At 76.0% G+C, this 17964-nt stretch carries 11 protein-coding genes; 4 read left to right on the top strand and 7 right to left on the bottom strand.

Going from position 1 to position 17964, the window contains the following annotated elements; genetic code table 11:
• The first annotated feature begins 38 nt into the window (after nucleotides 1-38).
• From DMB38_RS07375 to DMB38_RS07360, 4 genes are all read left to right on the top strand, one after another.
• Nucleotides 39-911, top strand: a complete 873-nt coding sequence (locus tag DMB38_RS07375) for a hypothetical protein (RefSeq protein ID WP_125934470.1) — start codon at nucleotides 39-41, stop codon at nucleotides 909-911.
• Nucleotides 912-1300: 389 nt separating this feature from the next.
• Complete coding sequence (locus tag DMB38_RS07370) at nucleotides 1301-2035, top strand: phosphatase PAP2 family protein (protein WP_125934469.1); 735 nt, start codon at nucleotides 1301-1303, stop codon at nucleotides 2033-2035.
• Nucleotides 2036-2662 carry a TetR/AcrR family transcriptional regulator gene (locus tag DMB38_RS07365; RefSeq protein WP_125934468.1) on the top strand — a complete coding sequence of 209 codons (627 nt, stop codon included), beginning with the start codon at nucleotides 2036-2038 and terminating at the stop codon, nucleotides 2660-2662. It abuts the gene before it with no gap.
• 65 nt (nucleotides 2663-2727) lie between these two features.
• Complete coding sequence (locus DMB38_RS07360) at nucleotides 2728-4794, top strand: AAA family ATPase (protein ID WP_125934467.1); 2067 nt, start codon at nucleotides 2728-2730, stop codon at nucleotides 4792-4794.
• A gap of 57 nt (nucleotides 4795-4851) precedes the next feature.
• Here the strand turns inward: DMB38_RS07360 and DMB38_RS07355 are convergent, their stop codons facing one another.
• From DMB38_RS07355 to DMB38_RS07325, 7 genes are all read right to left on the bottom strand, one after another.
• Nucleotides 4852-5508 (bottom strand): DUF11 domain-containing protein, encoded by a 657-nt coding sequence (locus tag DMB38_RS07355; RefSeq protein ID WP_125934466.1) that lies wholly within the window; start codon nucleotides 5506-5508, stop codon nucleotides 4852-4854.
• A gap of 200 nt (nucleotides 5509-5708) precedes the next feature.
• Entirely contained in the window at nucleotides 5709-8840 is a 3132-nt protein-coding gene (locus DMB38_RS07350) for a bifunctional [glutamine synthetase] adenylyltransferase/[glutamine synthetase]-adenylyl-L-tyrosine phosphorylase (protein WP_125934465.1), read from the bottom strand.
• Nucleotides 8841-8973: 133 nt separating this feature from the next.
• On the bottom strand, nucleotides 8974-9897 hold the full coding sequence (locus DMB38_RS07345) for an EamA family transporter (RefSeq protein ID WP_240662013.1): 924 nt from the start codon (nucleotides 9895-9897) through the stop codon (nucleotides 8974-8976).
• On the bottom strand, nucleotides 9881-10441 hold the full coding sequence (locus DMB38_RS07340) for a MarR family transcriptional regulator (protein ID WP_125934464.1): 561 nt from the start codon (nucleotides 10439-10441) through the stop codon (nucleotides 9881-9883). Before DMB38_RS07340 ends, DMB38_RS07345 begins: the two co-directional genes overlap by 17 nt.
• Nucleotides 10442-10538: 97 nt before the next feature.
• The gene (locus tag DMB38_RS07335; protein ID WP_047015385.1) at nucleotides 10539-11900 is read right to left on the bottom strand and encodes a glutamine synthetase family protein; all 1362 of its coding nucleotides are present in this window, start codon (nucleotides 11898-11900) and stop codon (nucleotides 10539-10541) included.
• A gap of 434 nt (nucleotides 11901-12334) precedes the next feature.
• On the bottom strand, nucleotides 12335-14656 hold the full coding sequence (locus DMB38_RS07330; RefSeq protein ID WP_164715890.1) for a hypothetical protein: 2322 nt from the start codon (nucleotides 14654-14656) through the stop codon (nucleotides 12335-12337).
• A gap of 80 nt (nucleotides 14657-14736) precedes the next feature.
• Complete coding sequence (locus DMB38_RS07325; RefSeq protein WP_125934463.1) at nucleotides 14737-17856, bottom strand: alpha-N-acetylglucosaminidase; 3120 nt, start codon at nucleotides 17854-17856, stop codon at nucleotides 14737-14739.
• Nucleotides 17857-17964 lie beyond the last annotated feature (108 nt).

Genomic DNA, 17964 nt, shown 5'->3' with positions numbered 1-17964 from the left:
CGAGGGAACCCGATCCGGAGCGGCGCCGTCCGAGAGGCATGAACCGAACGACCCCCCTACGCACCTCGGCGGCCACCGCCGCCGCCCTCGCCACCGCCGTGCTGGCCGCCGGCTGCGGCTCGGAAGACGCCTCCGGGTCCGCCGGCGACGGCAGCCGCGGGGACGTCGACCCCGGCGCCCGGCTCTACCGCGTCCAGGCCACGGTCCTGGCGAACGGCGAGCACGGCCCGCAGCTCTGCCGCACCCTCGCCGAGTCGATGCCGCCGCAGTGCGGCGGCCCGGACATCGTCGGCTGGGAGTGGGACGACGTACGCGCGCACCGCGCGAGGGACACCACGTACACCGATCCGCTGGACCTCGTCGGCACCTGGGACGGCGAGCGCTTCACCCTGGCCGAGAAGCCGCGGCCCGCCGGCGGGGATACGGAACCGGGCGCGCCGAAGGCCGCCGCGGACTTCGACACGCCCTGCGCGGACCTGAAGGACGGAAAGGACCCGAAGGGCGGGCAGGACGCGGCCGGCTCCGACGGGGCCGCCCGGCAGCGGGTGCTGGACAAGGCCGGGAAGATGCCCGGCTACGCCGGCTCCTGGCTCGACGGCGACGTCGTCAACATCAGATTCGCCGAGGCCGGTGAGGGCGGCGGCCCCGAGACCGCCGAGCGCGAGCTGCGCGGCGTCTGGGACGGCCCGCTGTGCGTCGTCGGCGCCGAGCACACGGAAGAGGAGCTGAACCGCGTCCAGCGGCAGGTCGACGAGGACGTCGAGGGCATGCTCAGCTCCGCCGTCGACCCGGTGCGCAACGCCGTCACCCTCGAAGTCGTCGCCGCCACCCCCGAACTGCGGCGCGAGCTGGACCGCACGTACGGCGAGAACACGGTGCGGCTGAGCGGCTGGATGGAGCCCGTCGCCTGATCGCACCACCCCCGTGAACCGGGTCCCGCGCCGTCCTCCCCATCCGGCGCGGGACCCGCCGCGGCCCGCCGGGAACCGCGGCGGGCCGCGGTCTGGGGCGGGGCCGCGGCGGTCCGGCGGACCGTGGCGCGCCACCGCGGCCTACCGCCCCGGGAGGAGATACCCGCCCCAATGCGGCACCGGGGGATGATCTGACGACCCCTCTCCGTCTGGCAAACTGTCTCCCCATGGGCGCGTCGTATTCCCGGGACCTTGCACCCCGGCCAGCGAAGATTGCGAGGACTCTTCAGGACCGGCGGACACCCGTCCCCTCGACCGATACGGACGCCGACGAGAAACGAAGAGACCTGGCCCCCTCCCGGCAGCGCCTGCGCGCCCTCTTCGACCGGATGCGCTCGCCGCGCCCGCCGCGGCTGTGGTTCGAGATCATGCTCGTCGCGCTCGTCTACTGGACGTACTCCCTCATCCGCAACGCCGTGCCCGAGCAGGAGGCGCAGGCGCTGAAGAACGCGGACCGCATCTGGAGCTTCCAGGAGAGCCTGGGGCTGGCCTTCGAGCGCTCGCTCAACCATGCGGTCGACGGCGTCACCTGGCTCGTCGTGTCGATGAACTACTACTACGGCACGCTCCATTACGTCGTCACGCTCGGCGTGCTCGTCTGGCTCTACCGCTGGCAGCCGGGACGCTACGCCGCCGTCCGCCTCGCGCTCGCCATCACCACCTGCTTCGCCCTCGTCGGCTACTACAGCTTCCCGCTGGCGCCGCCCCGGCTGATGGAGGGCATGGACTTCGTCGACACCGTGCGGGTGCACGAGACCTGGGGCTCGATGTCCTCGGGCAACCTCGCCAACGTCTCCAACCAGTACGCCGCCATGCCCTCGATGCACGTGGGCTGGTCGGTGTGGGCCGGCATCACCATCGCCGTCCTGGCGAAGCCGCTGTGGGTGAAGCTGCTCGGGGTGCTCTATCCGACGCTGACGCTGCTGGTCATCATGGCGACGGCGAACCACTTCTGGATGGACGCGGTGGGCGGGATCATCTGCCTCACCTTCGGCTTCGCGGTCTCGTACGCCTGGTACGGCACGATCGCCTACCGGCTGCCACAGAAGGTGGCGTCCGCCTAGGTGGCCGACCCCGGTACCCCCGTCCCCGGTCTGCGCGAACGCAAGAAGCAGCGCACGCGGCGGCTCCTCTCCGAGACCGCGGTCCGGCTCTTCCTGGAGCGGGGGTACGACGCGGTGTCCGTGGCGGAGGTCGCGGCCGCGGCGGAGGTGTCGAAGCCGACGCTCTTCCGGTACTTCCCGTCCAAGGAGGACCTGGTGCTGCACCGGTTCGCCGATCACCAGGACGAGGCGGCGCGGGTCGTGACGGCCCGCGCGGAGGGCGAGTCGCCGCTCGCGGCGCTGCGGCGGAACTTCCTGGACGGCCTTGAGCGACGCGACCCGGTGACCGGGCTCTGCGACGACCCGGCGGTGATCGCCTACCAGCGGCTCCTCTACGGGACGCCATCCCTGGTCGCGCGGCTCGCCGGCTGGCAGGAGCGCTCGGAGCGGGTGCTCGCCGACGCGCTGGGCGGGCCCGCGGTGCGGGCCCGGCTCGCGGCCGGGCAGATCGCGGCGGTGCAGCGGATCCTCGCCGAGGAGAACGTGCGGCGGATCGCGGACGGCGAGAGCGCGGACGCGGTGGCGCCGGATGCGAAAGAGGCGGCCGAACTGGCGTTCCGGCAGCTCGCGAAGGGGATCGAACCCTGACGGCCCCGCCCCCCCCATAACGTGACCGTGTAAAAAATGTTACCAAGTTGCGTTATGTTGAGTGCATGGGCACCGCACACACCCTTGCCGCGACCTCCCTCGCCGACGAACGCCGCTATCACGAGACCTGCCGCGCCGCCCTCGACGCGATGCGCGCGGGCGCCGACCGGCAGGTGGTCATCGGCGAGCACGCGTCCGCGTCCGGCGCCGACGCCGAGGTGCTCGGCTACGAGCTGCGCAGCCAGGCCAAGGACCTGCACGAACTGCCGCCAGGGCCGCTGTTCTTCGGCCGTCTCGACTTCGCCGACGACGCCGGGCGGGCGGGCGACCACGCCGGACAGCATTACCACATCGGCCGGATGCGCATCACCGAGGACCCGTCCGCACCGCCCCTCGTCGTCGACTGGCGCGCACCGGTCTCGCGCGCCTTCTACCAGGCGGGCCCGGAGGACCCGCAGGGCGTCGAGATCCGCCGCCGGTTCGGCTGGGCGCCCGGCGCCACCGGCGACTCCGGCGAGCTGACCGGCCTGGAGGACGAACGGCCCGCGGCGGAGACGACCCGTGGCGGCCGCATCCTGACCGGCGAGATCGAGCGCCCCCGCACCGGCCCGATGCGCGACATCGCCGCCACCATCCAGCCCGACCAGGACGACCTGGTACGCCGCGAACTCGGCGTCTCCGTCTGTGTGCAGGGCGCCCCGGGCACCGGCAAGACCGCCGTCGGACTGCACCGCGCCGCGTATCTGCTCTACACCTACGCGCGGCAGATCCGGCGCGGCGGTCTGCTCGTCCTCGGCCCGAACCGCACCTTCCTGTCGTACATCTCGGCCGTCCTGCCCGCGCTCGGCGAGACCGGGGTGCGGCAGTCGACGGTCGGGGAACTGGTCGCGGGGGAGCGGCAGGCGGGCGCGGAGGACGGTGCGGCGGCCGCCGCGCTCAAGCACGACGTGCGGATGGCCGAGGTGCTGCGGCGGGCGCTCTACGCACGGGTGTCGGCGGACGGGATCAGCGAAGGGGTGGCGGTCCGGGACGACTCCGCGTGGTGGCGGGTGCCGCCCGCGGAGCTCGCGGAGATCGTCGCGGGCGTGCGCGACGAGCGGCCCCCGTACGCGATCGGCCGCGAGCGCGTGCGCAGCCGGATCGTGGACCGTATCCAGCGGCAGGCCGAGCGCCGGGCCGTGACCATCACGGCCGCCTGGGCGCAGCGGGTCGGCCGAGCCCGGCCGATCGGCGCCTTCCTGGACGCCGCCTGGCCCAAGGTGAAGCCCGCCGAGGTGCTCGCCGCGCTCTTCACCGATGCCGGGGTACTGGCCCGCGCCGCCCACGGCATCCTGGACGCCGGCGAACAGCGGGCACTGCTCTGGGCGAAGCCGCCGCGGTCCTTCACGTCGGCGAAGTGGAGCGCCGCCGACCACGTACTCCTCGACGAGCTGTCCGGGCTCCTGGACCGCCCCGAGGGCTACGGCCACATCGTCGTCGACGAGGCGCAGGACCTCTCGCCCATGGAGGCGCGGGTGATCGCGCGGCGCGCGGAGTTCGGCTCGCTGACGGTGCTCGGCGATCTGGCACAGGGCACCACGCCGTGGGCCGCGCGCGACTGGCCCTCCCTCCTTGCCCATCTGGGCCGGCCCGACGCCGAGATCGCGACGCTCACCACCGGCTTCCGGGTACCGGCCGCCGTGGTCGACCTCGCCAACCGCCTCCTCGGCCACCTCGACGTCGACGTCCCCGCCGCCCGCTCCCTGCGTCAGGACGGCGCGCTGCGGATCCTGCCCACCCCGGACGTCCTCGCCGCGACCCGGGACGCGGTACGGCAGGCTCTCAGCAGCGAGGGCTCGATCGGGGTGGTCGCCGCCGCGGCGGACGTCGACCGGGTGCGCGCGGTGCTGGAGGAGGCGGGCATCGTGACGGCGGGCCCCGACGACCTCGCCGCCCGCGTCACCGTCCTGCCCGCGACCGCCGCCAAGGGCCTCGAATACGACCATGTCGTCGCGGTCGAACCGGCGGCGATCACCGGCGCCGAGGACGGGCCGACCGGCCTGCGCCGCCTGTACGTCGTGCTGACCCGCGCCGTCTCCCGCCTCGACGTGGTGCACAGCCGCCCGCTGCCGTTCCCGGCGAAGGCCGGCTGAGAGCGGTGCTGCCTGCGACCACCGAACCCCTCGCGGCGGTCGTCCGGCGCCCGCGCGTCACTGCGGGCCGTCGTCCTCCGCGTCCCGGGAGCGGCGGCGGCGCAGGATGATGATGCCCGCGGTGCCGACGAGGAGGGCGGCGGCGGCGCTGCCGACGGCGTAGACCTTGTTCGAGGAGACCCAGGGCTCCGGTGACCACTCGTCGTCGGCGCTGGTACAGGTGAGCCATTCGCCGCGGGTGCCGCCCTGGAAGCAGACCGTGGTGGCGGCCGTGGGCGCGCGGTCACCGGCGCCGGCGTCCCCCGGGGCCCGTACGTCGCCGGCCGTGTGGGCGGCGCGGAGGTCCCGGCCGTCCCGCTCGGTGCGGTCCGGGGCGGCGGTCACCTTCAGCACCCGGGTCGTGCCCGCCGGCAGCGTGATCTCCCACGTCACCTGCTGCCCGGTCGTCTCGGCCCGGGGGCTCGCGGAGACGTAGTCCAGGGATTCGGGGAGGAGTTGGGTCACCCGGCCGTTCGGCGCGTCCGCCCCCGACGTGTTGTGCACCGTGATCGCGTACGTCGTGCCGCCGTCCGGTGCGGACCGGCGCTCCAGGGCGAGGCGGACCGGCGACGACGGCAGCTCGGCCGGGGGCGCGTCGGGGGAGAGCGGCGGGGAGGGGGCGAGGGACGCCAGCAGCCCGGCGACCAGCGCCGCGGAAGCGATCGCCGTACGCATTCCGTGCCACCTCGCTGTCCGGGCTGCCCTGTCCCTGCCCGGCCGGTCTACCAGCGGGCCACCCAAAGAAAAAGGGCAAATCGCACGAACAGCGTGCCATGCTACGAACGGACCGCCGAACCGTCCCTCGTCCGGACGAATTGGCCCGCGACGGTCTCCGGCGGATCCACCCGGTGGGCCGGTCGGTGGGCCGGGCCGCCTCAGTCGCCGTAGAAGAGCCGCTCCACGACCGCGCGCGCCCGCCGCGTCGTCCGCCGGTACTCCTCGGGCAGCTCGCCGGCCTGCCCCGGCCCGTAGCCGAAGTAGCGTGCCACCGCGCCGAGTTCGCGCTCGGCGGCGGGGAAGGTGTCGCCCGGCCGGCCGCGGACCAGCATCACCGCGTTGCGCAGGCGCGTCGCCAGCAGCCAGGCGTCGTCCAGTATCCGCGCGTCCTCCGCGTCCAGCAGCCCCGCCTCCAGGGCCGCGGCCAGCGCCGCGCGGGTGCGGGGCGTCCGCAGCGCGGGCACCTCGCGACCGTGCTGCAACTGCAGCATCTGGACCGTCCATTCCACGTCCGCGAGCCCGCCGCGCCCCAGCTTCGCGTGCAGCGCCGGGTCCGCGCCGCGCGGCAGCCGCTCCGCCTCCATCCGCGCCTTCAGCCGCCGGATCTCGCGTACGGCGTCCTCGTCGAGCCCGCCCACCGGGTAGCGCAGCGGGTCGATCAGCTCCGTGAACCGCGCGCCGAGGCCCGCGTCGCCCGCGACCGGCTCGGCGCGGAGCAGCGCGTGGCTCTCCCAGGTCAGCGACCAGCGCCGGTAGTACGCCGCGTACGAGGCGAGCGTGCGCACCAGCGGCCCCGACTTGCCCTCGGGCCGCAGGTCGGCGTCGATCAGCAGCGGCGGGTCGGCGCTGGGCAGCTGGAGCAGCCGGCGCAGCTCGTTGGCGACGGCGAACGCCGCCGCGCCCGCCTCCTCGTCGGACACGCCCTCGCGCGGCTCGTGCACGAAGAGCACGTCGGCGTCCGAGCCGTAGCCCAGTTCGTGACCGCCGAAGCGGCCCATGCCGATCACCGCGAACCGCGTCGGCAGCGTGTCGCCCCAGCGGGCCGCGGTCGCGGCACGGAGGGCGCCGGCGATGGTGGCGGCGTTGAGATCGCTGAGCGCGTCGCCGGTGCGGTCGACGGCGGCGGCGATCCGGGCGTGCTCGTCCCCGTCGTGCTCGTCCCGGTCGTGCTCCCGTCCGCCCTCGGCGCGCTCCTCGTCCTCCTCGCCGGGTGCCGTGTGCGCCCCGTACGCCGTGATGAGGTCCGCCGCCGCGGTACGGAAGAGCTCCCGCCGCCGTACCCCGCGGGCCGCCGCCACCGCCGTCTCCGGGTCCGTGTGCCGGCCGACGGCCGCCAGGATCTCCTGCTCCAGGTGCGCCCGCCCGCGCGGCCGCAGCCCCTGCTCGTCGCCGAGCAGCGCCACCGCCTCCGGCGCCCGCAGCAGCAGGTCGGGCGCGAGCCGGCCCGAGGACAGCACCCGCGCCAGGTTCTCCGCCGCGGCGCCCTCGTCGCGCAGCAGCCGCAGATACCAGGGCGTGCTGCCCAGCGCGTCCGAGACCTTGCGGAAGTTCAGCAGCCCCGCGTCCGGGTCGGCCGAGTCGCCGAACCAGCCCAGCAGCACCGGCAGCAGCGTCCGCTGGATCGCCGCCTTCCGGCTCATCCCCGACGTCAGCGCCTCCAGATGGCGCAGCGCCGCCGCCGGGTCCTCGTACCCGAGGGCCACCAGCCGCTCCCGGGCGGCGTCCGGCGTCAGCCGCACCTCACCGGGCGCCAGCCGGGCGACGGCGTCGAGGAGCGGGCGGTAGAACAGCTTCTCGTGCAGCCGCCGCACCTCGAAGGAGTGCCGCCGCCACACCTTGCGCAACTGCGACACCGGGTCGCCGCGGCCCTCGTCGGGCAGCAGCCGCGCCAGCGAGCGGCCGAGCGCGCGCAGCTCGTGCTCGCTCTCGGGCACCAGGTGCGTGCGGCGGAGCTTCTGGAGCTGGATGCTGTGTTCGAGGGAGCGCAGGAAGCGGTACGCGTCGTCCAGCGCGGCGGCGTCGGCGCGGCCCACGTACCCGCCGGCGGCGAGCGCCTCCAGCGCGTCCAGGGTCGTGCCGCTGCGCAGCGAGGCGTCGGCGCGGCCGTGCACGAGCTGCAGCAACTGCACCGCGAACTCCACGTCCCGCAGCCCGCCGGGGCCCAGCTTCAGCTCCCGGTCGAGCTGCGCCGCCGGGATGTTCGCCACCACCCGGCGGCGCATCTGCTGCACGTCGGGGACGAAGTTCTCCCGCTCCGCCGCCTGCCACACCATCGGCGCGATGGCCTCCGCGTACGCCGCGCCCAGCGCCGCGTCGCCCGCGACCGGACGGGCCTTCAAGAGCGCCTGGAACTCCCACGTCTTGGCCCAGCGCTGGTAGTACGCGAGGTGCGAGGAGAGGGTGCGCACGAGCGGGCCGTTGCGGCCCTCGGGGCGGAGGTTGGCGTCGACGGGCCAGATGGTGCCCTCGGCGGTGGTGTCGGAGCAGACGCGCATGAGGCGGGCGGCGAGCCGGGTCGCGGCCTGCATCGCGGCGCGCTCGTCCGCGGCTTCCGCCCCCCTGCCGTCGCCCGGGCCGTCCTCGCGCGGCTCGGCGACGAAGATGACGTCGACGTCCGAGACGTAGTTCAGCTCCCGGCCGCCGCACTTGCCCATCCCGATCACCGCGAGCCGGCACAGCGCGGCGTCCTCGGGCTGCTCCTCGGCGGCGATCTCCAGCGCCGCCCGCAGCGTCGCCGTCGCCAGGTCCGCCAGCTCCGCCGCGGCCTGCACCACGTCCGTCGTCCCGCACACGTCCCGGGCGGCGATCCCCAGCAGCGCCCGCCGGTACGCGACCCGCAGCGCGTCCGCCCGCGGCATCTCCGCGCCCCGCGGCCCCCACACGCCCTCCGCGAGCGCCTGCTCGAACTCCGCGGTCGTCGGGTGCAGATCGGCCGCCTCGTACGTGACCAGCGACTCCCAGTCGTCCGGGTGCCGCGCCAGATGGTCCCCCAGCGCCTCCGACGCGCCGAGCACCCCCAGCAGCCGGTCGCGCAGCGGCTTGGCCGTCACCAGCGTGTCGAGCAGCGCCTGCCGCCGCTCGGGGCCCAGCGCCTCCGCGAGCCGCACCAGACCGAGCAGCGCCCGGTCCGGATCAGCGGTGCCGCCCAGCGCGTCGAGCAGCACGGGATCGTCCCGTACGCCGTCGAGCACCGCGGACTCCAGCAGCCGCCCGGCGTCGGCCGGCTCCCCGAACCCGTACCGCAGCAGCCGGGTGAACGCACTGCTCCTGCGCCCCTGCGGAACCGCCATCGCGCGCCCCGCCTCCCTTCCCGTGATCGCGCCGGGCTACGAGCTTACGACGGCGCCCGCGCCGCGGGGACGGCCGCGGTGGCGCTTCCGCGGGGGCGCGGCGGAGCGGCACGGGACCGCGCCGCCCGCGCGCTCACGCCACCGCGATCAGCCCGATCGCCGCTCCCGCGCACACCAGCCCGGCCGCCTGCGGCAGCGTCAGCCGCTCCCGCAGCACGAGCAGCGCCAGCAGCACCGGGATCGCCGGGTAGAGGGCGGCGAGCACGGTCGCGACGGCCATCAACTCCGCGCGGGCCGCGTAGAGGTACAGCACGGTCGCGAGGGTGCCGAGCGCGCCCGCGGCGGCCACGTGCGGCGCGCATCGCCGGGGCAGGCGCCACGGCGCCCGGTCGCCCAGCACGGCGAGCGCGACGACGGCGACCGACACGACGCGGCTGACGGTGATCGCCCACAGGTCGCCCTCGGCGGGCATCCGGGCGATGGCGACGAAGTGCGCGGCGAACCCGGCCCCGGCGATCAGGGCGTCCGCCGGCGCGGATCCGCGCGCCCGGCGGGCGGCCGGCGCCGGTCCGCGCTCCTCCCGGCACGGCACCGGAGGAGCGTGCCCCTCCAGGCCCGCGGTCCCGTCCTGCCGGTCCGGTCCGCGCGAGACCAGCCACAGGGCGGGGAACGCCGCGGCGATGCCCGCGAGGGCGGCCGCGGCCGGGCGTTCGCCGAGGAGGCTGATGCCGATGACGACCGGTACGGCCACGGCCGTCACGTCGCTGACCGGCACCACGACGCTCATCGCCCCCTTGGCCAGGGCGCGGTAGAGGAAGGCCACCCCCACGCCGGTGCCCACACCGGACACCGCGCCCCAGCCCAGCCCGGCGGCGGTCAGGGCGCCCGCGCCCGGGACGGCCAGCGCCGCCGTCACGCTCACGGCCGTCCCGCACACCTGCGCGTAGAACGCGACCGTCACCCCTGCCGTGCGCCGGGCGGCGAGCCCGGCGACGAAGTGCGTGAGGCCGAAGCTGACGGCGGACGACAGCGCGAGCAGTTCACCCACCGCGCTCACCCCGTTCGGTGTGAGCGGCCTGCTCGGCACGCGCGGCCTGCCCGACGGGGCACAGGTGGCCCGCGGCCAGGCAGGCGCCGCGGTCGCAGAGCCGGCACAGCACGTCCTCCGAGCCGACGTCCCCGTACACCTCGGTGAGCAGCAGTTCCAGCGCCTCCGTCAGGCCGGCGGCCTGCTGCGCGGGAAGCCCCGCGAGCACCCGGCGCAGCCCGTCCCGGCGCGCCGCCTCCGCCCGCGCGGCAGCGGCTGTCCCGGCCTCCGTGAGCCGCAGCGCCACCCCCCGCCCGCCACTCCGCTCGCGCTCGACCAGCCCGCGGCCTTCGAGTTGGTCGAGCATCCGGGCGCACGCGGGCTGGCTCAGCCCGATGCGCCGTCCGAGTTCCGTGACCCCGATGCCCTCCGCCCCCCGCAGCGTGACCAGCGCGGCGGTGCCGCTGACACTCACCCCGGCCGCCCCCGCGGCCGCGGCCGTCATGCGGTCGGCCACGGCGAGCGCGGCGGCGCCGAGGAGGTTCGCGGTCCGGATCTCGTCGCTTTCATGCATAACTCATGCATAGCTCATCGCGCGTACATCCTCAACCGCCGGCGCGCGACCGACACGGGATCAGCAGGCGTACGGGAACGGCGGGCGGAAGCGGGCCCTACAGCACCGGGAGGCTCTTGCGCAGCTCGAAGGCGGTGACCTCGGAGCGGTACTCCTCCCACTCCTGCTTCTTGTTCCGCAGGAAGAAGTCGAAGACGTGCTCGCCGAGCGTCTCCGCGCAGATCTCGCTCCGCTCCATCAGCCCGATCGCCTCGCCGAGGTTCTGCGGCAGCGGCTCGATGCCCATCGCGCGCCGCTCGCCGTCCGTCAGCGCCCACACGTCGTCCTCGGCGCCCGGCGGCAGCTCGTAGCCCTCCTCGATGCCCTTCAGGCCGGCGGCCAGGAGCATGGCGTACGCCAGGTAGGGGTTGCAGCCGGAGTCGATGGAGCGGACCTCGATGCGGGTGGAGCCGGTCTTGCCGGGCTTGTAGAGGGGGACGCGGACGAGGGCGGAGCGGTTGTTGTGGCCCCAGCAGATGTACGAGGGGGCCTCGCCGCCGGCGCCCGCGGTGCGCTGGGAGCCGCCCCAGATGCGCTTGTACGAGTTCACCCACTGGTTCGTCACCGCGGACACCTCCGCGGCATGCCGCAGCAGCCCGGCGATGAAGGAGCGGCCGACCTTCGAGAGCTGGAACTCCGAGCCGGACTCGTGGAAGGCGTTGCGGTCGCCCTCGAAGAGCGACAGGTGGGTGTGCATCCCGGAGCCCGGGTACTCGGAGAACGGCTTCGGCATGAACGTCGCCTGCACGCCTTGCTCCAGCGCCACCTGCTTCATGATCAGCCGGAACGTCATGATGTTGTCGGCGGTGGCCAGCGCGTCCGCGTAGCGCAGGTCGATCTCCTGCTGGCCCGGCGCGCCCTCGTGGTGCGAGAACTCCACCGAGATGCCCATCGACTCCAGCATCGTGATCGCCTGCCGGCGGAAGTCCATGCCGACGTTCTGCGGGGTGTGGTCGAAGTACCCCGAGTTGTCCGCGGGCACCGGGCGGCTGCCGTCGACCGGCTTCTCCTTGAGGAGGAAGAACTCGATCTCGGGGTGGGTGTAGAAGGTGAAGCCCAGGTCGGAGGTCTTGGCGAGGATCCGCTTCAGCACGTACCGCGGGTCGGCGAAGGACGGCGAGCCGCCGGGCATGAGGATGTCGCAGAACATCCGCGCCGTGCCGGGCGTCTCCGCGCGCCAGGGCAGCACCTGGAACGTGCCGGGGTCGGGCTTGGCCAGCATGTCCGACTCGTGCACCCGGGCGAAGCCCTCGATGGCGGAGCCGTCGAAGCCGATGCCCTCGTCGAACGCCTGCTCAAGCTCGGCGGGGGCGACGGCGACGGACTTCAGGAAGCCCAGCACATCGGTGAACCACAGACGCACGAACCGGATGTCGCGCTCCTCCAGGGTCCGGAGCACGAACTCCTGCTGCTTCTCCATGGTCCACATCCTCGCAGGTGACTCGGTGGCGCGGGCGCGAGCCCTCAGTATCACGGTAGGGAGTTTCCGCCGCGTTTCGCACCCCGCGGGTTCGCCTGCGGCGGGCGAAGCGGGGCGGGGGTGTGCGACGGGTGGCGCGGGCGGGAGTCCTCAGTATCGCGGCAGGGGGTGTCCGCTGCGTTTCGCACCCTGCGGGTTCGCCTGCGGGGGGCCTTCAGTATCGCGGTGGGGGGCTCCGCTGCGTTTCGGCGGTGCGAGCCCTACGGGCGGGATGCTCCGGGCAGGTGTCGGGTCGTGCGGGTGGGGCGCGTTCCGGCGGGTGCCGGGTGCCGGGTGCGGTGTCCGGCGTGGTCCTGCCCGCGTGATCGCGCGGTAAGACGGTCTGTAGCGGCTCCGGTGAAGCGCTCGCCGTCCTCGCCGCCCCCGCGTCGCCGCTACGACGGGGGGCGGAGGGTCGTGCCGTCCGGGAGGGTCGCGGTCAGTCTGGCGCGGGCGCCGCGGTCGGCGGCCGTGGCCAGGAACCGGCCTTCCGCCACGCCGCTCACGCCGCCGGAGGCGGTGACCGACGTGACGTCGCGGCTGCCCGCCGCCAGCACGTACCACCTGCCGGAGCGCGCCTTCCACAGGACGCCCGCCAGCGCGTGCGGCGCCCGTACGCCGCACGCCGTCGTGTCCCGCGCGCGGGCCGCCACCGCGCCCTGCTGCAGCGGGTCGGTCGCCGGCGGCTGGAACTGCGCCAGGGTCACCCCGCCGGTGCCGCGCCAGGTGTCGGCGCGGGTGCACACCCAGGCGGCGGTGCCGCCCGCCTCCGGCAGCGGCTGGCCGGCGAACGTCCAGGAGTTCACGGACCGTACGCCGTGGGCGCGGAGTGCGGCGAGGTGGCACGCGGTACGGGCCCAGCGGTCGCGGGCCGCGGCGCCGGCGACGTCCGTGGCGGCGGCCGGCGGGCCGTACGTCAGCCTGGCCGGCACCAGTTCGCCGAGGTCGGTCGTGAGCTGGGCGGGTGCGCCGGCACCCGCGGAGGGGCGGGTGCGCAGCTCCAGGCCGGGCCACGTGGTGCAGGGCTGCTCGGCGGTGTCCCGGGAGCCGCCGGGGGTGCCGTCCGGCGGGCTTTCCGCCGCGGGTGCGTCGGTCGTCGCGGTGTCGTCCGCCGCCCCGTCCGCCGTCCCGCCGGGTGCTCGCGTGCCGTTCCGCGCGCCGCCCGCGTCCGGCTCGTCGCCGGGGGCGGCGGTGCCCGGTTCCGCGGGGGCGGTGGTGGGGAGCGGGGGGCTGGGGACGGGGGCGGTGACGCCGTCCGTGTCGCGGTCGACCCGCTCCGCCTCCGCCGCCGGGTCCAGCAGCTCGCGCAGCGAGACCCCGGAGACCCACGGCGCGGTCAGATAGCGGACCTTGCCGTCCGTGCGGCCGACGACGACGGCCAGCGCGCTCGCCGCGTCCGCCGCGTCGGCGCGGGCGAAGTCCAGCACCGCGGCGCCCGGTTCGCCCCGCACCTCCGCGTACCGCGCCAGCCGCAGGCCGTCGTGGAAGAGGACGACGGTCGCCCGGTCGACGTCCCCCGCGTACAGCAGCCGCGGCGGTCCCGCGGGCGGCCCCGCGGCGGTGCCGGGCGTCGCCGAGACCCGTACGGACTCGCCGGGCCGGGCCCAGACGGCCAGCGCCCGGCGCAGCAGCGCCGCGTCGCGGGTGCGGGCGCCGCGGGCCGGCCAGGCGGCGAAGTCGGCGCGGCCGGTGCGCTGCCAGTCGTCGCGGCCCGCGACGGCGAGCCGCGCCGGGTCGAGGGCCTCTTCCGCGAAGGCGTTGCGGGCGTACGGGGCCGCCGCCGCGTCGTCCGCGCCGCCCCCGGTGCCGGGGACGCCGAGGAGGGCGACGACGGCGACGAGGGCCGCGGCGGCGGCGAGCGCGGCGCGGGTGTGCTGGCGGCGCCGCAGCAGGTCGGTGGGGCGGGCCTGGAGCGCGCAGGGGTCGAACTCGGGGGAGAGCAGCAGCCGCCGCTCCGCGCTGCCGGGCGGCTCGGCGACGCGGTCGGCGGCGGCGAGCGCGGCCCCGGGGTCCTCGGCACCGGCCGCCGCGAGGAGCCGGCGCACGGCGGGGTCCGGCAGCGCTTCGAGGCCGCGCAGCACGTACGCGGCGCGGGCCGGGGCGGGGAGCGCCGCGAGGGCGCGGTCGAGGGCCAGTTCGTCGGAGCCGCCCGGGCGCGGGTGGAGCCGCAGCCCCCAGAGCCGGGGCAGCGGGCTCGGCAGGCCGCCGGGGCGCGGCAGCCGGAGCGGGCGGCGTGGGCGCCCGGCGTCGAGCGCGGCCCGGACGATCCGGAGCCGCACGTAGGCGTAGCCGGCCCCGGCGTCCCCGTCGTTCCGCCAGGGCGCGCCGGGGCCGAACCGCACCTCGGCCCCGTGTGCGGCGTCCGCGGCACCGGGGCCCCGGGCAGCGCCGCCGCTCCCGTCCGCCCGCTGGCCCGGCACGGCGCCCGGCGGCACTCCGTCGCGCTCGCCCGGCATCCCGTCGTGCACTCCGCAGTCCGGTGCCCCCGGCGCCGTACGCCCCCGCGGCAGCGAGCGCTGCACCAGGCCGTGCGCGGCCAGCACCCGCCTGCCGCGGTCCTCCTCCGCGGGCAGCAGCAGATAGGCCAGCCGCGTCAGATGCGCGTAGTGCTCGACGACGGCGGCCTCTGCCTGCTCGACGTCGACGGGCGGGGGGACGGTGTCCGCGGGCGGTGGCGGCTTCGCGGCGCCCCGGGCGGTGACGGCCTGCTGATCCACGCTGGGTTGAACGAGTGAATCCTCAGATGGTCACTCCGCCGCGGTGCCGGGACCGGCCGCCCCGTCCGGCGGCCGGGTCCTCATCCGCTCGTCCACCCGCCGAACTCCACCGTCCCGCGCACGCCCGCCGCCGCCGACATGAAGAGCCCCGCGTCCTGCGTCCCCGCGGTCCCCGGCACGGTGACCGTCGCCACGGTCCGCCACGTCGCACCGGAGTCCGTCGAGCACGCGCCCGTGAACGTGTCGCCCGCCCGCGTCAGCCGCAGCGTGACCGGCGCCGTGACGCCCGTGATCCGGCGGTACGTGTCCAGCGTGCCGTCGCCGTTCGAGTCGTACGACAGCACCACGCCGTTCGCCGGCGTCACCGCCAGGTTGAGGAACCCGGCCGCGCCCGCCGTGCGCAGGTCGTTGCGGGCGACGATGCCCGCCCGCGCCCACGGGCCCGTCGGCGCCTGCGCGTCGACGGTCAGCGTCACCGTGCCGCCGGAGGCCAGCGACCCCGGCCGGAAGACCGCGCCGAACTCCGCCGTCGCCTTCCACATGTCCGCCCCGCCTCCGTCGACCGCCCAGCGGTCGCCGAGCTGCCCGAAGACGGCCGCGTTGGTGGTGACCGTGGCGACGCTGTCGTCCAGCGGCCCGGCGACGAACAGCGTGCCCGGCGTGTGCACCGTCACCGGGGCCTGCCCCGCCATCCCGTACGCCGTGCGCACCTCGTACGCCAGCGGCGTCAGCGGCTTCGCGGGCGGCCCGGCGGGCGCCCGTACCTCCCACGCGTGCTCCGCCCGCCCCGCCGCCGGCACCGCGGGCAGCGAGACCGCCCCGGGCGGCGCGGCGTCGAGGCCGGTCAGCTCCAGTTCCACGGCGCCCGTGGCGGCCAGCCCGCACATGTTGCGGAACCCGGCGGTCAGCCGCCCCGTCCCGCCCGGCGCGAGCGCGGGGGGATCCGCCACGGCCGTCACCACACCCTGGTACGGGGCCGTGGCCAGCACCTCGTGGACGCGGCGCGCGAGGGTGTGCGCGTCGCCGGAGGGGCGCTCGGGGTAGCGGTCGCGCCGCCGCGTCCAGGGGTCCTCGACCGCGTACCAGTCGAAGGGCTCCGGCTCCCGCCCGGCCGCCAGCGCGTCCTGCAACTCCTCCAGGTAGGCGCGCCAGCGCGGCGCGTGGAAGTCGCGGATCAGCCCGGACCAGTCGCGGTTCGCGTAGTCGGCGAGATGCCCGCCGTCGGCGGTGGGGCGGTCGGCCCAGGTGGTGACGAGGACCCGCGCGGTGCGCTCCAGCAGCGCGGCCTCCGCGTCGTCCGCGGCCCTCCGGCGGGCGTCGGCGAGCCACGGGCCGAGGAGGAACGCGCGGTGCGCGCCCGTGATCTCGTCGCTGAGCGCCATCAGCTTCAGCCACAGGTCGGACAGGGTGCGGAAGGTGGCCACTGCCTCTGCGTCCCCCCGCCCGTACGCCGCCTTGAGCTGCGGCAGCAGCACCCGGGACCGGCTCGCGAGCGCCTGCCGGGCGAGGTCGACGAGGTCGTGCCGGTACGCGTCGGAGGCGCGCAGCGCCGGGGCGACGCCCAGCAGCGCGCCGAACGCCTTGTCGAACTCGGCGAGGTCGAAGGCCGGCGTCTTCGTCGCGTAGTACGCGCCGGAGCGGGCGTCGAGCGACGGGCGGGCGGCGAAGATCGAGTCGTGCGGGCGGCCGTCGGCGCTGGAGATCGCGTACGCCGTCTCGCGCAGCGCCGCGAACGCCGCGCGCGCCGCCGGGTCCGCGTCGCCGTAGCGCACGGCCGCGTACTCCTCGAACCACTCCTTCCGGTCCACCGGCTCGTCCCGCCACGCCAGTTCGCAGAAGAGCTCCAGCGCCGCCGGGTCGCGCTCGGCGGCCTCCGGCATGTACGCGGTGCCCACGCACGCGCTGCCCGGCTTGTCCCGCCAGGCGGCGAACCGCTCCGCCCACATGTGGGTCTTGGCGCCGATCGTGGTGCGGCCGCCGAAGTTGGGGATGGTGCCGAAGGCGTACGGCACGCCGCCCCAGTCCGCCTCGCGGTCGGTGACCCGCTCCAGGTCGGACAGGCCGTCGACGACGAGCATCCGGTCGGGGTGGGCGAGCCCTTCGAGGAGTTCGCGCCGCGGGTTCTCCTGCCAGCCGAGGATGACCCACGTGGCGCCGGGGCGGGCGGTCTGCAGCGCGGTCTCGACGGCGCGCGCGGCCTCCGGCACCGGGACGTCGCCGGGGTCGCCGCCCTCGTGCAGCAGGTCCATCTTCAGGTGCCGTACGGGCCCGAAGAGGTCTTCCTGGTGGCGGTAGAACGCGGCGGCGACGTCGCGGAAGACACCGGTGCGCGGGTCCAGCCAGTCGGGGCGGGGCAGGCCCGCCCAGGTGCCCTGGGGGACGGTGCGGGCGCCCGGGTTGCGGTCGGCGAAGCCGCCGGGGACGGTGCCGAAGTAGCCGGGCAGGACGGGGGAGATGCCCAGCTCGCGCATGCGGTCCGTGATGCGGCGGCCGAGTTCCGTGCGCTCGGCCAGCAGCGCGGGGGAGACGGGGCCGCCGTAGCCGCTCATGTTCTGCAGCAGCCACCACGGCTGGTGGCTGGGCGCGGGCAGCCAGGCGCGGGCCTCGGCGTCGGAGTAGCCGAAGTCCTGGAGCAGCCGGTGGTAGACGGCCTCGGTGCCGGGGGTGACGAGGACCTGGTTGCAGCCGTGCAGCGCGAGCACGTCGATGAACCGCTCCCAGCGCGCCCAGTCGTGGTACGGGCCGGTGTAGCCGTCGTGCGTGTCGTTGAGCGCGAACCGGGCCGGGACGGTGGCGCGGCGCTCCACGGGCGCGGCGGGCGCGGGGAGGCGGCGGGGGAGCCGGGTCTGGCTCCCGGACCAGGAGACGACGGCGCGGCAGGTGTACTTCAGGTACCAGTGCACGCCGGTGAGGAGCACCGCGGGGCTGGTGCCGCCGACCTCGATCCGGCCGGCCCGGCCGCGTACGGTGAACCGCTCCTCGCCGTCGAGGGCGGTGAGCGCGAACTGCCCGGCGTGGTCGGGCAGCAGCCGCGCCAGCGCCTCGCCCGCCGCCGCCACGTCGAACCCCCTGCCCGCGGCCGCCGCCGTGCCGCCTCCGGCCGTCACGCTACGGGCCTGCGCCTGCCCGCCGGCGAGTGCCGCGCCGGCGCCGAGCGCGCCGGCCGTGCCCAGGATCGTGCGTCGCGTCATGTCCGTCATCAGCGGACCGTAGCCACGCGCGGGGCGAGGGGGCAACGGAGGGAATCGGGTGAAAAGTGACCGCCCACGGCCCGGCGCCGCAAGCGCTCTCTTCCGGGCCCCCGCGCC

The sequence above is a fragment of the Streptomyces sp. WAC 06738 genome, from assembly GCF_003945505.1.
Taxonomy (GTDB): Bacteria; Actinomycetota; Actinomycetes; order Streptomycetales; family Streptomycetaceae; genus Streptomyces.
Note: the sequence above shows the minus strand (reverse complement) of the source record. Positions and strands in the feature narration are given on the sequence as shown.

What these genes read in the sequence shown, in the direction of transcription:
- DMB38_RS07375 (WP_125934470.1), top strand. Translation starts at nt 39, where the DNA reads ATGAACCGAACGACCCCCCTACGCACCTCGGCGGCCACCGCCGCCGCC.
- DMB38_RS07370 (WP_125934469.1), top strand. Translation starts at nt 1,301, where the DNA reads ATGCGCTCGCCGCGCCCGCCGCGGCTGTGGTTCGAGATCATGCTCGTC.
- DMB38_RS07360 (WP_125934467.1), top strand. Translation starts at nt 2,728, where the DNA reads ATGGGCACCGCACACACCCTTGCCGCGACCTCCCTCGCCGACGAACGC.
- DMB38_RS07355 (WP_125934466.1), bottom strand. Translation starts at nt 5,508, where the DNA reads ATGCGTACGGCGATCGCTTCCGCGGCGCTGGTCGCCGGGCTGCTGGCG.
- DMB38_RS07350 (WP_125934465.1), bottom strand. Translation starts at nt 8,840, where the DNA reads ATGGCGGTTCCGCAGGGGCGCAGGAGCAGTGCGTTCACCCGGCTGCTG.
- DMB38_RS07340 (WP_125934464.1), bottom strand. Translation starts at nt 10,441, where the DNA reads ATGCATGAAAGCGACGAGATCCGGACCGCGAACCTCCTCGGCGCCGCC.
- DMB38_RS07335 (WP_047015385.1), bottom strand. Translation starts at nt 11,900, where the DNA reads ATGGAGAAGCAGCAGGAGTTCGTGCTCCGGACCCTGGAGGAGCGCGAC.
- DMB38_RS07325 (WP_125934463.1), bottom strand. Translation starts at nt 17,856, where the DNA reads ATGACGGACATGACGCGACGCACGATCCTGGGCACGGCCGGCGCGCTC.